Here is an 18,018-nt window from a genome sequence, read left to right as displayed (position 1 = left end):
GGCTTCGCTCAGGTTCCGGCCGCGGCCCGTTCGACGTCGAGCAGCTGCTCCCCGCGTCGTTCCTCGTCGTAGGCCTTCCGCCCGCCGCGCAACCCGAACAGCCGTTTCGAGACCAGTAGGTAGATCACCGCGGCGACATTGATGGTGAAGGTCACCAGCCGGGTCATGGTGATGCCCTTGGCCAGGTCGTGGATCTCGAGGGGCAAGAAAACCGAGGTGGCTATCACCGCGAAGTATTCGCCCCAGCGTTTCAGCAGCCACAGGCCCACCCCTTCGACGACCTCGAGCAGCGCGTAACCGGCCAGCATCAGGGTCAGCAGGGCCAGGGTGGACGGCTTGGCCGCCAGCGCCTTTTCCAGTTCGTGCACGATGGTCATCTGGTCGACCTTGAAGCCGGCGGTGCGGAAGATGGGCAGGTCGCGATCGAGGGTGGCCTGGATGGCACCGCGCGCTCCGCGGAACTTCCACACCGCATAGGCCGCCAGCGCGATCACCACCGCCCGCAGCAGGCGTTCGACCGCCAGGATGCGGATAATGATGGCCTGTCGTAAAGCCTTGCCGCGCATGATCATCGGTGCGTCTTCGGCGCGACCGCGCCCGTGTGGCTCGCCGACGGTGAATTCGCCGCACCGCAGGCAGCGCCACACCTCGCCCAGCCCGGTGCTGCCGCTCAGCCGGTCGGCGAGGGACTTCTCGTCGGGCGCGTAGGTGACGTGACCGGCAACCGCGCAGGTGACCAGCTCCCAGCGGTTGCGGCCGTGTTCTTTACCCATGGCCGGATCATTCATGGCGGGCGGTCGGCCACGCAAGGGGGCGCGCGCTACGTGCCAGACGGGTGTCAGAAGCGCGGCCTACTGCGCGCGCGCCGCGGCGTGGAAGGCACCGATCCGAGCAGCCCGGTGAGTTCGGTGACCTCGATCTCGTCGAGCCGGGCCACCGCGGCGACGATCTCGTCGCGCAGCGGCTCGTCGCAGAACGGTTCGGCGAGCCAACCGAACTTGTCCACCACGCGGTCCCAGGACATCGGGCGGGTGGGTGATCCCTCGTAATCCGACTGCTCGCGGCTGAATTGGCGCCCGTCGTGGGTGATCACGTGCACCCGCGCCGCGGTGCGTTGCGGATAGTCCGCGGTCAGGTCTGCGGCCGGAACGACCTGCACCCGGGACAACAGGTCGATGACGTCGCTTTGCGAAACTCGGTCGTTCTCAAGCTGTTCGGGGCCGACGCCACCGTCGAGCAGGGCGACCGCGGTCAGGTATTTGAGGTTGTAGTCGGCCCGCTCCTTGGTGGTCGGGTGGTCTTTGTCGCCGTAGGCTCCCCCGCCGGCGAAGTCGTAGGCGCCCTGGAAGACCTCGAGGACCACCCGCGCGACATCCGCACCCTGCAGACCGTGCTCACCGCGCACGGCCAGGATCGCATCGATGACGACCTGGCCGTGGATGAGCGAGCAGTATTGCTTCAGGTAGGTCTGCTCGACACAGGTGAGACTCCGGTCGGCGGTGTGCAGATCGATGCGCTGATCGAAGAGTTGCACCAGCCCGTGCGGGCCCTCGAAGAGTGCCTTGGGTCCGGTGATGCCACGCGCGGCCAGCATCGTCGTGTACACGGCGCGCATCCCGGTGATGGCCGGCGAGATGCCCTTCCAATTCGAAACCGGCTCGGCGTGCACCGTCGCCAGTGACACGTTGTCGGCCGCCGCGGCGGCAATGGCGTTGGCGGTCTGCTCGGCGCTCAGCCCCAGCAGCTTCGCGCTGCCCGCCGCGGCCGACATCGCCAGCTGCAGCGCGTGGTTGAGTCCGCGGGCCATCACGGGAACCTGTGCGCTGAACCGGCATTGGATCTCGTAGGCGACCGCCAGCGCGAGCAGGAAGTCGGCTCCGCCGGCGCCGGCGTGCTCGGCCACGGCCAGCAACGCACCGACGTTGTCGGCGGGATGGCAGAGCCCACCCACCGTGAGATAGGTGTCGAGCAGATCGGGGTAGCGCACCAGCACCGCGTTGAAGAACGCGGCCTGGTCCACCGAGGCGCGCCCGCCGCCGACCAGGGTGGCCGTGTGGGCGCCACCGAACTGGGCGGTGTGGTCGCGGATCGTGGGGATCAGCTCGCCGTCCAGGGCGCCGACGGCGCACGCGATGCTGTCGAGCAGGTTGCGTTTCATCAGCGCCCGCGGTCGTCCGGTCAGGTCCCCCGGCCGGGCACCGACGACGAAATCGGCCAGCTCGTCCACAACGTAGTTATGTGCCACCACTTTTCGCCCCTCCGCTCTACGCACTTCAGTGAAGCGCCGCGCCGAGGCAGCGTCCACGATCCATTTCTTATGAGTGGTTGACGGAGGTTCTCACCGCACGCCGGCGCCGGTTTGCAGGACGCCCCGGTGTGGATCGTCGGCCGGAGTCCACCACCGTCCGGTGGGCGGGGTCAGCCAGTCACGACCGCGCGCAACCGCCAGCAACGACGTCACGGCACCGCGCACACTGGGCCGGTCATCGTCCTGGCGGTGTAGCAACGACCACGTCCACAGCGGTACCGGGTCGGCGACGGGGCGCCGGGTCAACCGGGGCGGGAGGGCAGCGGTGTGGCGCTTGGGTGACTCCAGCACGGCACCTGCGATCTTGCGGACGTGCGCGTAGAACGCGTCGCCGGTGATGCCGCCGTCGTTGATTCCGACGACACGTGCGCCGGTGTCGGCGGCGAAGGCTTCGGCGAACCGATTCCACGATGACCATGCCGACGCGTCGTCGTCGACGAGGACGCTGACATGCCGTGCGCCAATCGGTTCCGATGACGCGGCCCCCGGAACGACCGCGCTCAGCGGCTCGGCGCGAAGCAGGTGCGGAGTCAATGCCCGCTGCTTGGCCTGCGCGTCGGTGATCCAGGCCAACGCGATGTCGAGGGTGCCCTCGGCCACCCGGTCCGCCTGCACGTGCGACGGCAACACCCACTCGTCCAGCCGCAAGGCCGCCGCGGACCCCACCAGGGCGTCGATGTCGTCGGGCAACCAGCTGACGTACCCGAGCCGCACCGGGGAGCTTTGCGCGGCGGTCCGCTGCAGCCGGTGCTTGGCGTCGTCGGCCAGTGCCAGAATCCGGCGCGCGTCCGGGAGGAACGTACGGCCGGCCTCGCTCAGCCGGACGCTGCGCCGGTCCCGCACTAGCAGATCGGTGCCAACTTCGCGCTCCAACGCGATGATCTGTTGCGACAACGCCGGTCCCGAAATGTGCAGGCGCTTGGCGGCGCGACCGAAGTGCAATTCCTCTGCGACCGCGACGAAATAGCGCAGCTGCCGCAGTTCCATGCGTCGAGCTTAAGTCGCCCCACCTGCCCCCTCGATCGCGCCCGCCCGCGGTGGCGATGCGCTGAGCTCGGTCGTCTCGTCGGTCAGCTGTTCCCCGATGTCCCGGATCTGTCGCGCGCTCAACGCGCACAGCGGGTGTACGGCCACCATCAGGGCGACGCGGCCCCGCTCGTCGAAAACCGGTGCGGCGATCGTCACCACGGGTTGCTTGCGGCGGCCCGGGTTGTCGTCGGAAAGAAATCCGATGGTGGTGAACTCGACCAGCAGCTGGTCCATGATGTGGCGCACCGGAGTCGGCATCTCGCTGCTGTCCAGCGTGCCGACCACCTGCACCGCCTGCGCGAGCGCCGGCGTCGTCCAGTCGACGTCGAAACCCCGCTCGCGAGTGTGCGCCAACACCTGCTGGAGGCGCTGGGTGCGGTCGGGATTGCCGCCCGCGCCACGCCGGATCCACGCGCGCTGCTCCTCCTCGGTGTCCCAGGCCGCCATCGCCACACCGAACGGCGGCGCATAGGGAATCCGATCCCCCGGTATCCCCGACGGCTGCGTGGCGGGTTCACCCTCAAAGGCGGTGACCACCAGGGAATCACCGAACTTCTCGACCACCGAACAGGCATAGCCGACCTCGCGGGAGAGCCGCAGCGCCGCGGACCGCGCCGCGTGCGCGAGAGGGCGGGCCGTGTCCGTGCGCGCCGCCACCACGGCCAGCGCCGGGCCGAGGGCGAAGGTCTTCGTGATCGGGTCGCGACTGGCCCAACCGCGGTCGCACAACGTTTTCAGGATCGCGTGCGCGGTCGCCTGGGTGAGATCGAGTTCGCGGACAACGTCGGAGAAGCGCAGCCGCGCGCCCGCAGACCGCGCCAGCAGCTCGACGACATCGAGCACCCGGGCGGTCGGCGCTGACGTCGACCCGCGAATCGCTTGACTCCTTTGCGACGGCGTTCTTAAAGTTGTACGAACATTCGAGATTCTATATCGATTATTCGAGAAAGTTAACGCATTGCGCGCTGTGGTGTTACGCGACGGCCGGTTACAGGTCCGGGAGACACCGGATCCCGAGCCCGGACCGGGTGAGTTGCTGTTGCGCACGTTGAGCACCGCGATCTGCGCATCCGACGTGCACTTCATGGATCATCCCGAACTTGCCATCGACGATCCGACCGGCCGCTCGCTGTACGACACCGAGCGCGACCTCGTGCTCGGCCACGAATTCGTCGGCGAGGTCATCGGGCACGGGCCCGGCTGCACCGACCAATTCGCCCTCGGTACGCGGGTAGCGGCCATGCCGGTCCGGCTGGTCGACGGCGGCGCCGGTGGGATGCGCATCATCGGTCAGCATCCCGAGGCGCAGGGCAGTTTCGGTGAGCTGCTTGTGGTTTCGGAAGTGGCGGCCAAACCCGTGCCCGGCGACGTGTCCAGCGATGCGGTCGCATTGACCGACGCGTTCGCCGTGGGCGAGTTCTACGTGCGGTCGGCGCGGCTGCAGCAGGGCGAGATTCCGCTCGTCATCGGCGCGGGAGCGATCGGGCTCTCGGCCGTCGCCGCCCTGGCCGGCCGCGGCGTGGAACCCATCGTCGTCGCGGACTTTCAAGCCGACCGGCGCCGGCTGGCCCGCGACCGCTTCGGCGCGCACATCGTGGTCGATCCAGCCGAAAAATCGCCGTTCGAGGCGTTCAACGAGGTTCGGGCGCAACGCGGATTGCCCGGTCCGGCAGTCGTATTCGAATGCGTGGGCGCGTCCGGACTGATTCAGCAACTGGTCGAATCCGCCGAGATGGGCACCCGCATCTACTGTGCGGGCGGCTGGTACACCGGCGACACCCTGGACATCACCACCGCCACCCGTCAGGGCGTGACCATCCAGTTCGGCGGCGGGCCGCACCCGCAGGACTGGTACGGCACGCTCGACGCGATCGCGACGGGCCGATTGGACCCGCTACCGAGCGTCGGCAGGATCATCGGGCTCGACGAGGTGCCCGACGCGCTCGATCAGGCCCGCAGGTCCGAGGGACCGCCCCGGATCGTCGTGCATCCGAATGGAGACATCCCGTGAGCGAACGCGATGACCGGCAGGACATCTCCGAACTGCTGGTGCGCTATGCGACGGGGATCGACCGCCGCGACTGGCCGCTGTTTCGCACCGTGTTCACCGACGACTGCCAACTCGACTACGGCGAGATCGGCACCTGGAGAGGCGTGGATGCCGTGGCCGACTTCATGGAGCAGGTGCACGCCCTGGCGGGGCATACGCTGCACCGCCTGACCAACCAGGCCATCACGCTGCACGGCGACACCGCCACCGCACGCACCTATATCGACGGCCTGATCATGGTCGGCGACAACAGCTCTGGCGTCAACGCGATCGGTTTCTACGACGACGACATCGTGCGCACGCCGGCAGGATGGCGCATCGCCCGCCGCCGCTACACCCAGGTTCGCATCACCACGGTCGGGGGCGCCTAGATGACGTTCGCGACGAAATACGGGCCGTGGGCGCTGGTGGCCGGCGCGTCCGACGGGGTGGGCGCGGCGTTCGCCGAAGGGCTCGCCGAGCGCGGTGTCAACGTGGTGCTGCTGGCCCGCCGGCAAGCCGTTCTCGACCGGGTCGCGGCCGAGATCGAAGCCAAGACATCGGCGCAAACCCGCACCGTCGCAATCGATCTGGCGCGGCCCGCAGCGGCGACGGCGATCGCCGAGGCAACCGCTGACCTGGAGATCGGGATGCTGGTGTATTGCGCGGGCGCGGACCCGAATTTCCAGCCCTTCCTTGCCAATTCGATCGAAGCCGCCGAATCGATGGTGCAACGCAACTGCATGGTGCCCATGCAGCTGTGTCACCATTTCGCGCCCGCGATGGTGGCGCGGGGCAGCGGCGGCATCGTCATCTTCGGTTCCGGTGCGGGGCTGGCCGGCGGACCCAACATGGTCGCCTACGGCGCCTCCAAGGCCTTCGACATGGTCTTCGCCGAGGCGCTGTGGACCGAGCTGCACGACAAGGGCGTCGACGTCCTGGGCCTGATCCTGGGCAAGACCAACACCCCGGCATTGCGCGCGCTCGAATACAGCCGCGGCCAGATCGGCTCCCCCGACGAGGCGCCCTCGGACGCAGCGGCCGTGTCCGACGTCATCGCCGAGGCGTTCGAGAACCTGGGCAACGGCCCGACCCTGATGGTGGGCGACACCATGCGTGCCGCCGCGCAGCTGCTGGCGTCGCTGAGCCGCAATCAGGCCGTTGAGCTCTTCGCGCAGGCGGCCGCCGCCGCGATGGGTCCGGACGCCCGATGAGCGGCCCGGCTGTTCGCTGCGCGGCGCACCGCCGTCCGCGAGGTTTGCCAAAGTTCGAAATCAGGGCAGCCTAACTTTTGCTTCTGCACTGCCCTGTACAGCAAATACGGGCTTGGGCGCGGCGCCACTTTCGCTGACCCACTGCGTTGCTGAGCCCGCCCGCCGCGGGTACGTTGGGTAACCGGTTCACCGGTTCACCACGGCCACCGCGTCGACGTAAGCCACCCGATCGCCAGTGCGAAGGATGACGATGCTCGCCACCGACAGGCCCGCAGCCACCGTCTCGCCGACGGCCGGCTGGCGGCGCCGCACCCTGACCCGTTCCGGACTGATCACCGGCGCGTTCGTCGCCCCGGCGGTGGTCGTCCGCGTGACCGGCTTGCACACCGGCGCCGTGCTGGCCCTGCTGATCTTCGGAGCCGCGGTGGTGGCGGCCAGCTTCTTGCTGGCGTGGGCGGCCGAGGCGGCCCAGGTCGACGTCTCCGGTGGGCTCGCGACGGCGCTGCTCGCCTTGATCGCGGTACTGCCCGAATACGCCGTCGACCTCTACTACGCCTTCGTGTCCGGCCACAACGCGGATTACACGCAATACGCCGCGGCCAACATGACCGGGTCCAACCGGTTGTTGATGGGGCTGGGTTGGCCCGTCGTGGTGCTGGTCAGCATCCTGGTCGCCCGCAAGTCCGGTTCGGACAAGCGCACCGGGTTGACGCTGGAACCAGCAAACCGCGTCGAACTCGGCTTCCTGTTAATCGCCGGCGTCATCGCGTTCGTCATCCCGGCGAGCGGCCAGATCCATCTCGGGTTGGGGCTGGCGTTGCTGGCCTGGTTCGGCTTCTACCTGTACAAGATCAGCCACGGCAGCGTCGAAGAGCCCGATCTGATCGGCACCGCGGCCGCTCTGGGGGACCTGCCCGACGGTCGTCGACGCGCCGCCGTGGTCGGCCTCTTCCTGGTGTCGGGTGGGGTGATCCTGCTGTGCGCCAAGCCCTTTGCCGACAATCTTGTTGCCGCCGGCACCGAACTCGGCATCAACCGCTTCCTGCTGGTGCAGTGGCTGGCGCCGCTGGCCTCCGAAGCGCCGGAATTCATCATCGCGATCATCTTCGCCACCCGCGGCAAGGGCACGGCGGCCATCGCCACGCTGATCTCCTCCAAGGTCAACCAGTGGACCCTGCTTATCGGGTCGTTGCCGATCGCCCATCTGCTGGGCGGCGGCGGGTTGTCCCTGCAACTCGACCCCCGCCAGGTGGAGGAGGTGCTGCTGACCGCGACCCAGACGATGATGGGCGTGGCGCTGATCTTGGCGCTGCGGTTCAACCGGGCCGCCGCGTGCACACTGCTCGGCCTGTTCGTCGTCCAGTTCCCGATCTTCTCGACGCAGGGACGGCTACTGCTCTGCGGTGTCTACGCCGCGGTGGCCATCGCGGCGTTGATCATCAATCGCCGCCACGTGGCCGGCACGCTCACAGCGCCGTTCTTCGGCACGGCCATCCGGCACAGCGGTCACCCCCACCTCGAAGCCGACGGTTCCGTCCGCCCGCACTAGCCCGCCGCCCGGCGTATACGGTCCAGGTATGAATCGAGTGTCGGTGATCACAGGCGGCGCGGGTGGGATGGGGCAGGCCACGGCGAAAATCGTCGGGCGCGACCACACCCTGGTGCTGTGTGACGTCAGGCAGGACCGGCTCGCGGCCGCGGCCGCGACGCTGCAGGACATCGGGATCACCCCCACGGTGGTCGATTGCGATGTCACCGACCGGCAGGCGGTCGCGGATCTGCTCAAGACCGCCGGGGGTCTGGGTCCGGTGGTCTCCGTCATCCATACCGCGGGGGTCAGCCCCAGCATGGGCGCCGCCGACTACGTCATGCGCACCAACGCCGTCGGCACCGTCAACGTGAACGAGGAGTTCTTCTCGGTCGCCGACGAGGGCGCCGTGATCGTCAACGTGGCATCGATGGCGGCGCACATGTTGCCCGCGGAAATCGTTCCGGCAGACCAATTTCCGCGGGCGCTGGATGACCTGGACGCCTTTATGGCCGCCATGCTCGCGGCATGCGAGATCGCCCCCGAAGACGCGCGATCGGGTCTGGCATACGCCATCAGCAAGAGCTTCGTGAAGTGGTACAGCCAGTCGCAGGCGGAGCGCTTCAACGCCCGCGGACTGCGCATCGTGTCGGTGTCGCCGGGTTCCATCGACACCGAGATGGGCAGGCTCGAGGAGCAGGCCGGCGCCGGCGCGATGGTCGCCAACGCCGCGGTCCCGCGGTGGGGTAAGCCGGAGGAGATGGCCGAGCTCCTCGCCTTCTGCGCCAGCGACAAGGCCGGATACCTCACCGGCACCGACATCCTCAACGACGGCGGGGTCATCGCCTCGATGACCGAACGGGCCCGGGTGACCGCCGGCGGCTAGACGAGGTAGTACAGCTCGGAGTGCGGGGCGAGTTCGGGCGCGCTGGTGAAGGGCTCCTTGACCTTCAGTTCCGCCAGCCTGTTGTGGGCGTAGCGCACCGCCTTGAGGGTGGCCGAGAATTCCTCGTCTTCTTCGGGGAAGACCTGCTCGGCCGGGAACCAGCTCTTGAAGCCCACGTTGTTCAAGACGCCGAGCGTATCGTCGCGCACCCCGGCCAGTAGGACGGTGACGCCGCGCTCGGTCACCTCACGCAGGAAGTGCTCGATGCGCTCGATGCAGACCACGTCCGGGTGGCGCACCCGCTTGAGCCGCAGGACCACGAACGCGATGCCGCCGTCGGTGATTCGCTGATTGATCGCCGACAGGTAGCGGTCGAGTTCGGGTGCCGCCCCGAAGAACAACTCGCCTTCGAGGTCGTAGATGACGATCGAGGGATCCGGCGAGTCGCCCGGAATGCGCTCGCGGACAACGCGTTCGGGTGTGACGACGAGTTCCTTGGACTTCAGCTTGGCCGCCCGCGGTACGAACAGCAGGATCGACAGGATCACCCCGAGCAGCACCGACTTGTCGAGGTCGACGGCGATACCGGTGAAGGCCGTGACGATCACCAGCCCGGCGTCATAGCGGGACGCCTTGAGCGTGTAGATCAGGCGCTTGAAATCGACCAGGCGGGCGGCGGTCACCAGCAACAGCCCGGCCAGCGCCGGCTGCGGAACGTAGCGCAGCAGCGGGGCGAACAGCAGCAGTGCCGCGGCAACCGTTGCGGCCGAGACGATTCCGGAGAATCTCGTCGCGGCGCCGGACTGGAAGTTGATCGCCGACCTCGACAGCGAGCCGGAACCGGGCAGGCTTTGGAAGAAGCCGCCGGTCAGGTTGGCCAGGCCTTCGGCCATGATCTGACGGTTGTAGTCGATCTTCTGTTGTGTCTGGTAGGCAATGGCTTTGGCGATTGACAGCGCCTCGATGATGCCGACGAAGGCGATGGCCAGCGCGCCGGTCGACAGATGCGGCAGCCACTCCGTGTGGACGTCGGGGACATGCAGCCCGGGCAGGCTGCGCGGGATCTTGGCGGCCACCGACACCGCGGTATGGCCGCCCGCGCCCGGCGTCGACCACCCGGCGAGGTAGGCGATCAGCGCGGTGATGACGAGCACCGCGAGCATGTCGACCTGCGGCCAGCCGTAGCGTTGCACCAGCTTGCGCAGGACGACGGCCAGCACCACCGCCGACGCGCTCAAAGTGAGTGCGCGGTAATTGATGTGATCGCCGTGGGTGAGCGTGAGCCAGACGCGGCGCAAGACCTGCATGTGGCCGTTGCCCTTGTCGCGCACGCCCAGCGCGTTGCCCAGCTGTCCGATGGCGAGCAGGAACGCCGCGGCCGCCATGAAGCCGATGATGACCGACTCGGAAATGTAGCGGGTGAGGTTGCCGAGCTTGAACAGGCTGATCACGATCTGGAACGCGCCCACCAACACGGCCAGCAGGAAAAGCGCCTCGAAGAGCTCCTTGGAGTTCTCCGAGTCGATGAAGGCCAGCGCCGTGAACACCAGCAGCGAGATGGCGCTCGTCGGCCCGTTGATCAAATGCGAGGACGACCCGAAGATCGAGGCGACGATGGTCACGACGATCGCCGAGTACACGCCGAATCTCGGGTCCACCCCGGCGATCAGGGCGTAGGCCATCGCCTGGGGAAACGATATGGCGGCGACGGTCAGCCCGGCGATCACATCATGCCGACCCTTCACCAGGTCGTAATTCACACGCACACCCACGATGTCGACGTCTTTCCGCTAAGCACCCCACGCCGCGGCGGGCGCCGAGATCGTGTCCAGGATTCCGTTGGTGCCGAAGAACTGTTCCCGGGCGTCGCTCCAGTCCTTGGCGATGGCGCTGACCGGGAACAGGGTCAGCGGGCGCAGCCGGTCGGCATGCTTGGCCAGGATCGCCGGCTTGAAGGGCCGGTATCCGTACTGCGCCACCAGTTCCTGAGCGGCGTCGGTGAACAGGTATTCGAGGTACGCCTTCGCGTGGGCCGCCGTCGCGGGATCGGTCACGTTCGCGTCGACCCAGGCCACCGCGGGCTGAGCGAGGATGCTGACCGGCGGATAGACGAGCTCCAGCTCGTCCTTGTTCGCCGCCACCTCGCGCAGCGCCTCGTTCTCCCACGTCAGCTGGACATCGCCGATCTTGGCCAGCGCGAAGCTGTCTCCGGCGCTGCGGGCACCGGCGTCGGAAACCGCGACGTGTTGCAGTAGCGACTTCACGTATGCGGTCGCCTGCGCCGGGGTGCCACCGCGGGTGGTGACCGCACCCCAGGCCGCCAACACGCTCAGTTGACCGTTGCCGGACGTCCGCGGATTCGGGGACACCACGGCCACCTCGGGATTGATCAGGTCGGGCCAGTCGTGGATCCCCTTGGGATTGCCCTTGCGGACGACGAAGACGACGGTCGACGTGTAGGGCACCGAGGCATTCGGTAGCCGCTGTTGCCAGTTGCCGGCGATCAGGCCCCGCTTGCTGAGCGTGTCGATGTCGCTGATCAACGCCAGGGACACCACGCTGGCTTTTTGACTGCCATCGAGCACGCTGCGAAGCTGACGCCCCGAGCCGCCGTGAGACTCCTTGATGCTCAGCGTTGTTCCGTTGTGCGCGTGGTAGTCCGCGACGAATCGCTTGTCCAGCGCCGCATACAATTCGCGCGTCGGGTCGTAGGACACGTTGAGGATCTCGTTCGAACCACCCGCAGGGAGGTTCTTCAGCACGATCGCGGTCGTGGCGACGACGATGGCGAGAACGCCCAGGAGGCTCAGCCAGGGAAGCCGCAGCGGCCGGCGGGCCGTATCGGGTGGCAGCAGCTTCACCACGTCAACCACACCTTCCACCACCGACCATGATGATGTGCCAAACAGCCCCGTGTGGCACCGAACTTTTTTAAGAATGTTAACGATCGGGCCACCGGGCGGCAGCCTTGAGAATCAGCCTGAAGATAAATACGCCCACCGTGTTTGGGTCATTACGCGGCACCGCATGGGCCCGGGCGGTTAGCCCCGCGCGCCGACCCCGACGCTGGATACACCGGCATCGTCGCCAACCCGGCCATGGATCCACTCCCCTGGCCGCAGCCGCCACGTCCGGCGGGCGTAGTCCAGCTCGGTGTACGGCCATTGGGTGACGATGCGCCCGGTCGGCGACCGGAAGTAGCTGTCGCACCGCGTCCAGATGGTGCGCTCCAGGTCCGCGGAAAGTGTGTCGTTGTACCGCTTTTCGGCCTCCGGGCGCACGTCGAGATATCCGCCGCGGCGCGCCAGGCGGCTCACCGCGCTGGCGACCAGCCGCGCCCCGGCTTCGAGGATGTAGACGATGGAGTTGCCGCCCTGGTTGGTGTTGGGGCCGTAGAGCATGAAGAAGTTGGGGAATCCGCTGACCGCGACCCCCAGGTAGGCGGATGGGTCGTCGCCCCAGTGTTCGTGCAGCCGACGGCCGCCGGCGCCCACGACGTCGATGCCGCAGAGGTAGCGGGAGGTCTCGAAGCCGGTCGCCAGCACAATGGCGTCGACGCCCACTTCCCCACCCGTCGCCGTCGTCACCGATGCTGGGCCGACGCGGGCGATGGGGTCGGTGACCAGCTCGACGTTGTCGCGCTGCAACGCCCGGTAATAGTCGTCGCCCAGCAACACCCGTTTACAGCGGAACGGATAGTCCGGAGTCAGCGCCCGGCGCAGCGGCTCGTCATCGACGGTGCGCTCGAGAAACGACGTCGCGATCTGGGCGCGCGCGGTCACCACGGGGTCCTCGGCGAAAGTCGCGGTGTTGTCGTGCTGGAACTTCCAGATCTGCCAGCGGGTGCGGCGCAGCGCGAGCGGGCTGCGCCGGAAGCGGGCCAATTCGGTTGCGCTGTAAGGTCGGTCGTCCTTGGGCACCATCCACGGTGGGGTGCGCTGGAAGACCGTGACGCGCCCGGCGGTCTTGGCGAGTTCGGGGACGACCTGCACCCCGCTGGCGCCGGTGCCGATCACCGCGACGCGGCGGCCGGCCAGATCGAGGTCGTGGTCCCACTGCGCGGTGTGCAGCACCGGGCCGGTGAAGTCGCCCAGGCCGTCGATGTCAGGGCGGTTGGCAGAACCGAATAACCCAATCGCGCACACGACGACGTCGGCGGTCAGTGTGGTCGAGCGCCCGCCGCGCTCCAGCCGGCAATCCCACCCGCCGGTGTGCGGGTGCCAGTGCAGGGAGCGCACCGTGGTGTCGAGCATGAGCTGGCGGCGCAGGTCGAAATCGTCGGCCACCGATTCGAGGTAGGCCAGTATCTCGGGCTGGCGCGCGTAGGTGCGGCTCCAGGACGCGTTGGGGGCGAAGGAGAACGAGTACAGGTGGCTTTGGATGTCGCAGGCGGCCCCGGGATAGGTGTTGCGTCGCCAGGTGCCGCCGACGCCGTCGGCCGCCTCGACGATCACCAGGTCATCGATGCCCGCGCGGCGCAGCGCGACGGCGGCGCCCAGGCCGCCGAAGCCCGCTCCGATGATCACCACCTTCGGTCCACGGCGGCGCCGGGTCGCCGCGCGCAGTCGCCCAATAGCGTAGAGGGAGCGCGCTTTTCGGCTCGTCACGGCCGGTCCCCCGCGCGGCGGGTCAGCATTCCGTCCAGGCCACCGTCGGCGCGCCACCGCTGCAGGATGTCGGCGTACTCGGTGGGTCCGCCGAAGAAGAAGCTGCCCTGCCGAGTCTTGGCGTCGGCCTTGCCCTCCCGGTTGTAGTAGCCGGGCGTGCACACCTTGGCCCGCTCGGCACTGGCGACCGACCGGGACACCACGGTGTCGACCCAGGCGGCCTCGGCGGATGGCGCGGCCTCGATTTCGGTGATCCCCTCGGCGAGCGCGGTGGCAATGATCCACGCGACGTGGCCGGCCTGCACGTCGAGCAGGTACGGGAAGTTCACCGTCAGACCGGCCTGGGCGATGCTTTCGATGAAGCAGTTCGGGAAGCCGGTCGTGCACAGGCCCTGGAAGGTCCGCACGCCGTCGGCCCAGTGCTCGGTCAGTGTCACGCCGTCACGGCCGATCAGCTCGAACCCGGTGCGGCGGCAATAGTCGGTGCCGACCTCGAAACCCGTTGCGAAGATAAGACAGTCGAGTTCGTAGGCGACACCGTCGACCACCACGCCGGTCTCGGTGATGCGCTGCACGCCGCGACCCCGGGTGTCCACCAGGGTGACGTTGTCCCGGTTGAAGGTCTGCAGATACTCATCGTGAAAGCAGGGCCTTTTGCAGAAGTAGCCGTACCACGGTTTGAGCGCTTCGGCGGTCGCAGGATCGGTCACGATCGCATCGACGCGCGCCCGGATCTCGTCCATCTTGGCGAAGTCGGCCAGCTCGATGTCGCGGCCGCGTTGTCCGGGATCGGCGAGGCCGTCCCCGTCGTGACGCATGACGGGCAGCTTACGGGTGATGCTCGTCCAGGCATCGGCGACCATATCCTGGTCGGCTTGTCCTCCGGCGGTGAGGATTTGGAAGTTCTGTATCCGCTCGTGCTGCCAGCCGGGCCGTAATGCGTTGGCCCACTGGGGATCGGTCGCGCGATTGGCGCGGACATCTACCGAGGACGGGGTGCGCTGAAAGACGTAGAGCCGGCGGGCGACCGCGCCGAGGTGCGGTATGCACTGGATCGCGGTGGCGCCGGTTCCGATGATGCCGACGCGCTTGTCGGCCAGATGCTGCAGTCGGTCCCCGGTGTAGGCGTAGTCCCATCGACTGGTGTGGAACGCATGACCGCCGAAGGCGCCCAGTCCTTCGATGCCCGGCAACTTGGGCTTGGCCTGATACCCGTTGGCCATGGAGACGAACCTGGCCCGCATCTCGTCGCCGCGGTCGGTGCGGATGATCCAGCGCGCTCGTGCTGCGTCCCAACGGATTTCCCGCACGTCGGTACGTAGGCAGGCGTCGCGGTAAAGGTCGTAGTGTTCGGCGATGCGGCGGCAATGGGCGAAGATCTCGGGGCCCTTGGCGTATTTTTCGGTCGGCGTGTAGCCGAGCTCCTCGAGCAGCGGCATGTACACGTATGACTCGACGTCGCAAGCGATTCCGGGATAGCGGTTCCAGTACCAGGTGCCGCCCACGTCGGCCGCCCTGTCGATGAGCCGCACGCTTTCGACGCCGAGCTGGCGTAGCCGAACGCCGGTCAACAGCCCGCCGAATCCCGCGCCGATGATGGCGACGTCGACCTCGTCGGCGAGCGGTTCACGGACGAAGTCGTCGTTCACCCAGGGGTCTTCGGCAAATCGGGCGAACGGACCGGCCATCTCGACGTACTGCGCGATGCCATCCGCGCGTAACCGGCGCGCACGCTCTTCGGCGTACTTGCGCCGCAGCGCGTCGACGTCTAGCGCCTGGCGAACGGTTTCGGTCACGGCCTGGGGTTCCTCTCCGTGGCCTCGACCCTATAATCGATCGCTTCGTCATATCAAGGGCGCGCCGCGGCAACCGGCCGACGGGCCCTGGCCTTAAGGCGTTGCGCGACACAATGACTGGGGCGGCTCCAGCCGCCGACGAGCGGGCAGCCGCGGTGCTACCGAGGGCCGCGCTCCTTGCCCGCGGCGATTGCCGCCGCCAGTGAGTCGCCCAGCGTCCACAGCGCCACCCCGATCAAGACCAGATCCTTGAGCAGAAACTGGCCGGGCAGCGCCGAGAGCACCGGAACGCCGTGGGCGTACGTCATGACCACGCCCGGCGTGGTGAAGAGGAAACTCAACGTGCCCAAGAACAGCACCACCGCCAGGGCGCTGCCGGCAGCCGAAACCCGCGGCCATAGCGGTTGCACCGCAATGAGCAGGGCGGCAACGATTTCCATCGTGCCGAGGGCATACGCGACGAAGGTGACGCTGAATACGTCATAGACCCAGCTCATCAGCGGGCTGTGCTGAATCAGCACCCGGGCCTCCATCTTCACGTACTTGCCGAAGCCGATCCACACCAAAACAAGCACCAGGCCGTACCGGCTGACGAGTTGGCCCCACCGGGTCAATGCCGGCGCCGCGGCCGGCGCGAAGGTTTGGTCGATCATCGGGCGAAGTCCTTTCGGCTCAATGCGAGGGCGTTCCCCCAACACACGGTTCAGGGCACGGTTGCGTTCACTTCGGCAACCGCTCGAGCCCGGCGACGATGAGCCGCAACCCGAACGCAAACTCGTCGGCCAAGGGGACGGGCAGGTCGTCGGCGACGGTCACCGTCGCGGGAAAGCGGGACGGATCGAGCCGGTGAAACGCCGCCGAGAGTTCGGCGTCCCGCTGAGCACCGTCGGCCGTCGCGCCCGCAAGTTGTAGCGCAAAGCCCAGGACATAGCGCGCCAGCGTCGCATACGCGTGGGCGGCGACCGCCGGTGAAAAACCGTTGCCGAGGAGAACGGCCAGGCACCGCTCGCGATTTGCCAACGCGTTCGGCCCGATCGGGGTGTACTCGACCAACAGGGGCGCGATATTGCCATGCCGGCTCAGCGCATCAAACATGTGCTGCGCGAACGAGATACACGCCTGCTGCCACGGCATCGCGGCGAGCTCGTCCGGGGCGAAATCGACCTCGCCGAGAATTTGGTCGATCACCAGTGACACCAATTCGGACCGGTTGGAGAAGTGGCGGTACAACGTGGCGGTGCCCGATTCCAGGCGCTGCGACAGCGACCGCATCGACAACGCCTCGGGACCCTGCTCGTCGACGAGCTCGACGGCGGCGCCCAGGATGCGCTCCATCGGTAGCGCCGGGCGACCGCGAGAACGGCGTGGCCGGTCGGTGTCGTCCACATCACGCAAGGTGGCTCTCCTGACCGTTGACAGCCCGACGTATTATGGAGACACTGTATCCATAATTACGCCCATGATTCAAGCGCCTTGACAGCAAGGAATACTCGCGATGCTCCTCCCCCTGGCGGCAGAACCCTTCACCGCGCCCACCGACCGTGACATGCTGCCCTCCGAGCGACGCGAGTTCGTCCGCACGCATCGCACCTGTGTCTTCGGCTACCGTCGTCGCAACGACGGCCCGGGCATGTCGATCGTGTACTACATCCCCACCGATACCGACGAATTGCTCGTCTCCACCATGGCCGGTCGCGGAAAGGCCCGCATCGTCGAACGTGACGGCAAGGTCAGCCTGTGCGTGCTCGACGAGCGGTGGCCCTTCGCCTATTTGCAGGTCTATGCCGACGCGACCCTCGACCAGGACCGGGATCTGGCGGTCGACGTGATGATGGCGGTCGGCGGTCGGATGTCGGGTCAACCACTGGGCGACGAGGCGCGTCCGCACATCCGGGAGATGTGTGAACGCGAGAATCGGGTGGTCATTCGCTGCCGGCCGTACTCCACCTTTGCGACGCCGCCGCGGCATCTGCGCCGCAACGACCAGGCCAAGGAACTCAGCCACTGGGTGTCGGGTGTGATGCCCTGGGACGCAGCCGATCCGGCGGCCCGCTGATCACCCGGCGTAACGGTCACGCAGTTTGCTCAGCGTCGCTTCGATGCCCGAGGCGTTCGCCTTGGCGAAACCCATCCGCTCGTAGTACTTCAGCTTGTTCTTGAGCGCACCGGCGTCGCGGTAGTCGAAGGTCTCGGTGACCGTGGTCTGGGTCGGCGACACCGCCTCGAACTCCCACCGCCAGCGGTGACCCAGCGGATGGCGCCATTCGACCAGTTCGTTCGGCATCAACGCGGTGATGGTGCTCGTGATGCGGTAGGGAATGCCGAACATCTTCATGTGCGTCGAAAACTTCGAGCCCGCAACGAGTTGCGGTGGCACGGTGATGTTGTCGCGGACGGTGCCCGATCCGTCCAGTTCGTGGTGCCGACGGGGATCGGCGACCAAGGCGTACAGTTCCGCGGCCGGGGCGGCAACGTCGACCCTGCGGCTCACCTGGCGGGGACCCCGGTCGACGACAGTGACGGTCATGACGTCTCCTTCCGCTACCCGGCAGGTCTTGACCCCTCCATTCTGCCTGCACGGCCCGGCGGGCTATTGGCGCAGGTGGGATCGGCCGCCGGGA

17 protein-coding genes are annotated in these 18,018 nt (G+C 67.6%); 6 read left to right on the top strand and 11 right to left on the bottom strand.

Going from position 1 to position 18,018, the window contains the following annotated elements:
* Positions 1–8: 8 nt before the first annotated feature.
* The 4 genes from A5624_RS20170 to A5624_RS20155 form a co-directional block, all read right to left on the bottom strand.
* Positions 9–773, bottom strand: coding sequence for a DUF2127 domain-containing protein (locus A5624_RS20170; protein WP_066870053.1), 765 nt, complete (start codon positions 771–773; stop codon positions 9–11).
* A gap of 65 nt (positions 774–838) precedes the next feature.
* Positions 839–2,227, bottom strand: a complete 1,389-nt coding sequence (locus tag A5624_RS20165; protein ID WP_066870009.1) for an MmgE/PrpD family protein — start codon at positions 2,225–2,227, stop codon at positions 839–841.
* A 111-nt stretch (positions 2,228–2,338) separates the two neighbouring features.
* On the bottom strand, positions 2,339–3,295 hold the full coding sequence (locus A5624_RS20160) for a LysR family transcriptional regulator (RefSeq protein WP_066870008.1): 957 nt from the start codon (positions 3,293–3,295) through the stop codon (positions 2,339–2,341).
* Between the two features lie 9 nt (positions 3,296–3,304).
* Entirely contained in the window at positions 3,305–4,180 is an 876-nt protein-coding gene (locus tag A5624_RS20155) for an IclR family transcriptional regulator (RefSeq protein WP_066870003.1), read from the bottom strand.
* Positions 4,181–4,304: 124 nt separating this feature from the next.
* Between A5624_RS20155 and A5624_RS20150 the strand changes: the two genes are divergently transcribed.
* From A5624_RS20150 to A5624_RS20130, 5 genes are all read left to right on the top strand, one after another.
* Entirely contained in the window at positions 4,305–5,348 is a 1,044-nt protein-coding gene (locus A5624_RS20150; RefSeq protein WP_066870000.1) for a zinc-binding dehydrogenase, read from the top strand.
* Complete coding sequence (locus A5624_RS20145) at positions 5,345–5,758, top strand: nuclear transport factor 2 family protein (protein ID WP_066869997.1); 414 nt, start codon at positions 5,345–5,347, stop codon at positions 5,756–5,758. The genes A5624_RS20150 and A5624_RS20145 overlap by 4 nt, the downstream gene beginning before the upstream one ends.
* Positions 5,759–6,580 carry an SDR family NAD(P)-dependent oxidoreductase gene (locus A5624_RS20140; RefSeq protein ID WP_066869994.1) on the top strand — a complete coding sequence of 274 codons (822 nt, stop codon included), beginning with the start codon at positions 5,759–5,761 and terminating at the stop codon, positions 6,578–6,580.
* A 244-nt stretch (positions 6,581–6,824) separates the two neighbouring features.
* Entirely contained in the window at positions 6,825–8,129 is a 1,305-nt protein-coding gene (locus A5624_RS20135; protein ID WP_066869990.1) for a sodium:proton exchanger, read from the top strand.
* Positions 8,130–8,157: 28 nt separating this feature from the next.
* Positions 8,158–8,994: an SDR family oxidoreductase gene (locus A5624_RS20130; RefSeq protein ID WP_082972282.1), complete on the top strand. Its 837-nt coding sequence runs from the start codon at positions 8,158–8,160 to the stop codon at positions 8,992–8,994.
* Here A5624_RS20130 and A5624_RS20125 read toward each other — a convergent pair.
* The 6 genes from A5624_RS20125 to A5624_RS20100 form a co-directional block, all read right to left on the bottom strand.
* Positions 8,991–10,760 carry a SulP family inorganic anion transporter gene (locus A5624_RS20125; protein ID WP_232002295.1) on the bottom strand — a complete coding sequence of 590 codons (1,770 nt, stop codon included), beginning with the start codon at positions 10,758–10,760 and terminating at the stop codon, positions 8,991–8,993. The genes A5624_RS20130 and A5624_RS20125 overlap by 4 nt on opposite strands.
* A 24-nt stretch (positions 10,761–10,784) precedes the next feature.
* Positions 10,785–11,867, bottom strand: coding sequence for a sulfate ABC transporter substrate-binding protein (locus A5624_RS20120; RefSeq protein WP_369827504.1), 1,083 nt, complete (start codon positions 11,865–11,867; stop codon positions 10,785–10,787).
* 168 nt (positions 11,868–12,035) lie between these two features.
* A complete protein-coding gene (locus tag A5624_RS20115; protein ID WP_066869976.1) occupies positions 12,036–13,601 on the bottom strand; it encodes an NAD(P)/FAD-dependent oxidoreductase in 1,566 nt (521 codons plus the stop codon).
* The gene (locus A5624_RS20110; protein ID WP_066869973.1) at positions 13,598–15,397 is read right to left on the bottom strand and encodes an NAD(P)/FAD-dependent oxidoreductase; all 1,800 of its coding nucleotides are present in this window, start codon (positions 15,395–15,397) and stop codon (positions 13,598–13,600) included. The genes A5624_RS20115 and A5624_RS20110 overlap by 4 nt, the downstream gene beginning before the upstream one ends.
* 158 nt (positions 15,398–15,555) lie before the next feature.
* Positions 15,556–16,050 (bottom strand): DUF417 family protein, encoded by a 495-nt coding sequence (locus A5624_RS20105; RefSeq protein ID WP_066869971.1) that lies wholly within the window; start codon positions 16,048–16,050, stop codon positions 15,556–15,558.
* 67 nt (positions 16,051–16,117) lie between these two features.
* Positions 16,118–16,732 carry a TetR/AcrR family transcriptional regulator gene (locus A5624_RS20100; RefSeq protein ID WP_066869968.1) on the bottom strand — a complete coding sequence of 205 codons (615 nt, stop codon included), beginning with the start codon at positions 16,730–16,732 and terminating at the stop codon, positions 16,118–16,120.
* A gap of 160 nt (positions 16,733–16,892) precedes the next feature.
* On the opposite strand from A5624_RS20100, the gene A5624_RS20095 reads away from it, so the two are divergent.
* Positions 16,893–17,453, top strand: a complete 561-nt coding sequence (locus A5624_RS20095; RefSeq protein WP_066869964.1) for a pyridoxamine 5'-phosphate oxidase family protein — start codon at positions 16,893–16,895, stop codon at positions 17,451–17,453.
* Here the strand turns inward: A5624_RS20095 and A5624_RS20090 are convergent, their stop codons facing one another.
* Positions 17,454–17,924, bottom strand: a complete 471-nt coding sequence (locus A5624_RS20090; protein ID WP_066869961.1) for an SRPBCC family protein — start codon at positions 17,922–17,924, stop codon at positions 17,454–17,456. It lies immediately after the preceding gene.
* Positions 17,925–18,018: the final 94 nt, after the last annotated feature.

This window comes from Mycobacterium sp. 1482292.6 (assembly GCF_001672995.1).
Classification (GTDB): domain Bacteria; phylum Actinomycetota; class Actinomycetes; order Mycobacteriales; family Mycobacteriaceae; genus Mycobacterium; species Mycobacterium europaeum_A.
Note: the sequence above shows the minus strand (reverse complement) of the source record. Positions and strands in the feature narration are given on the sequence as shown.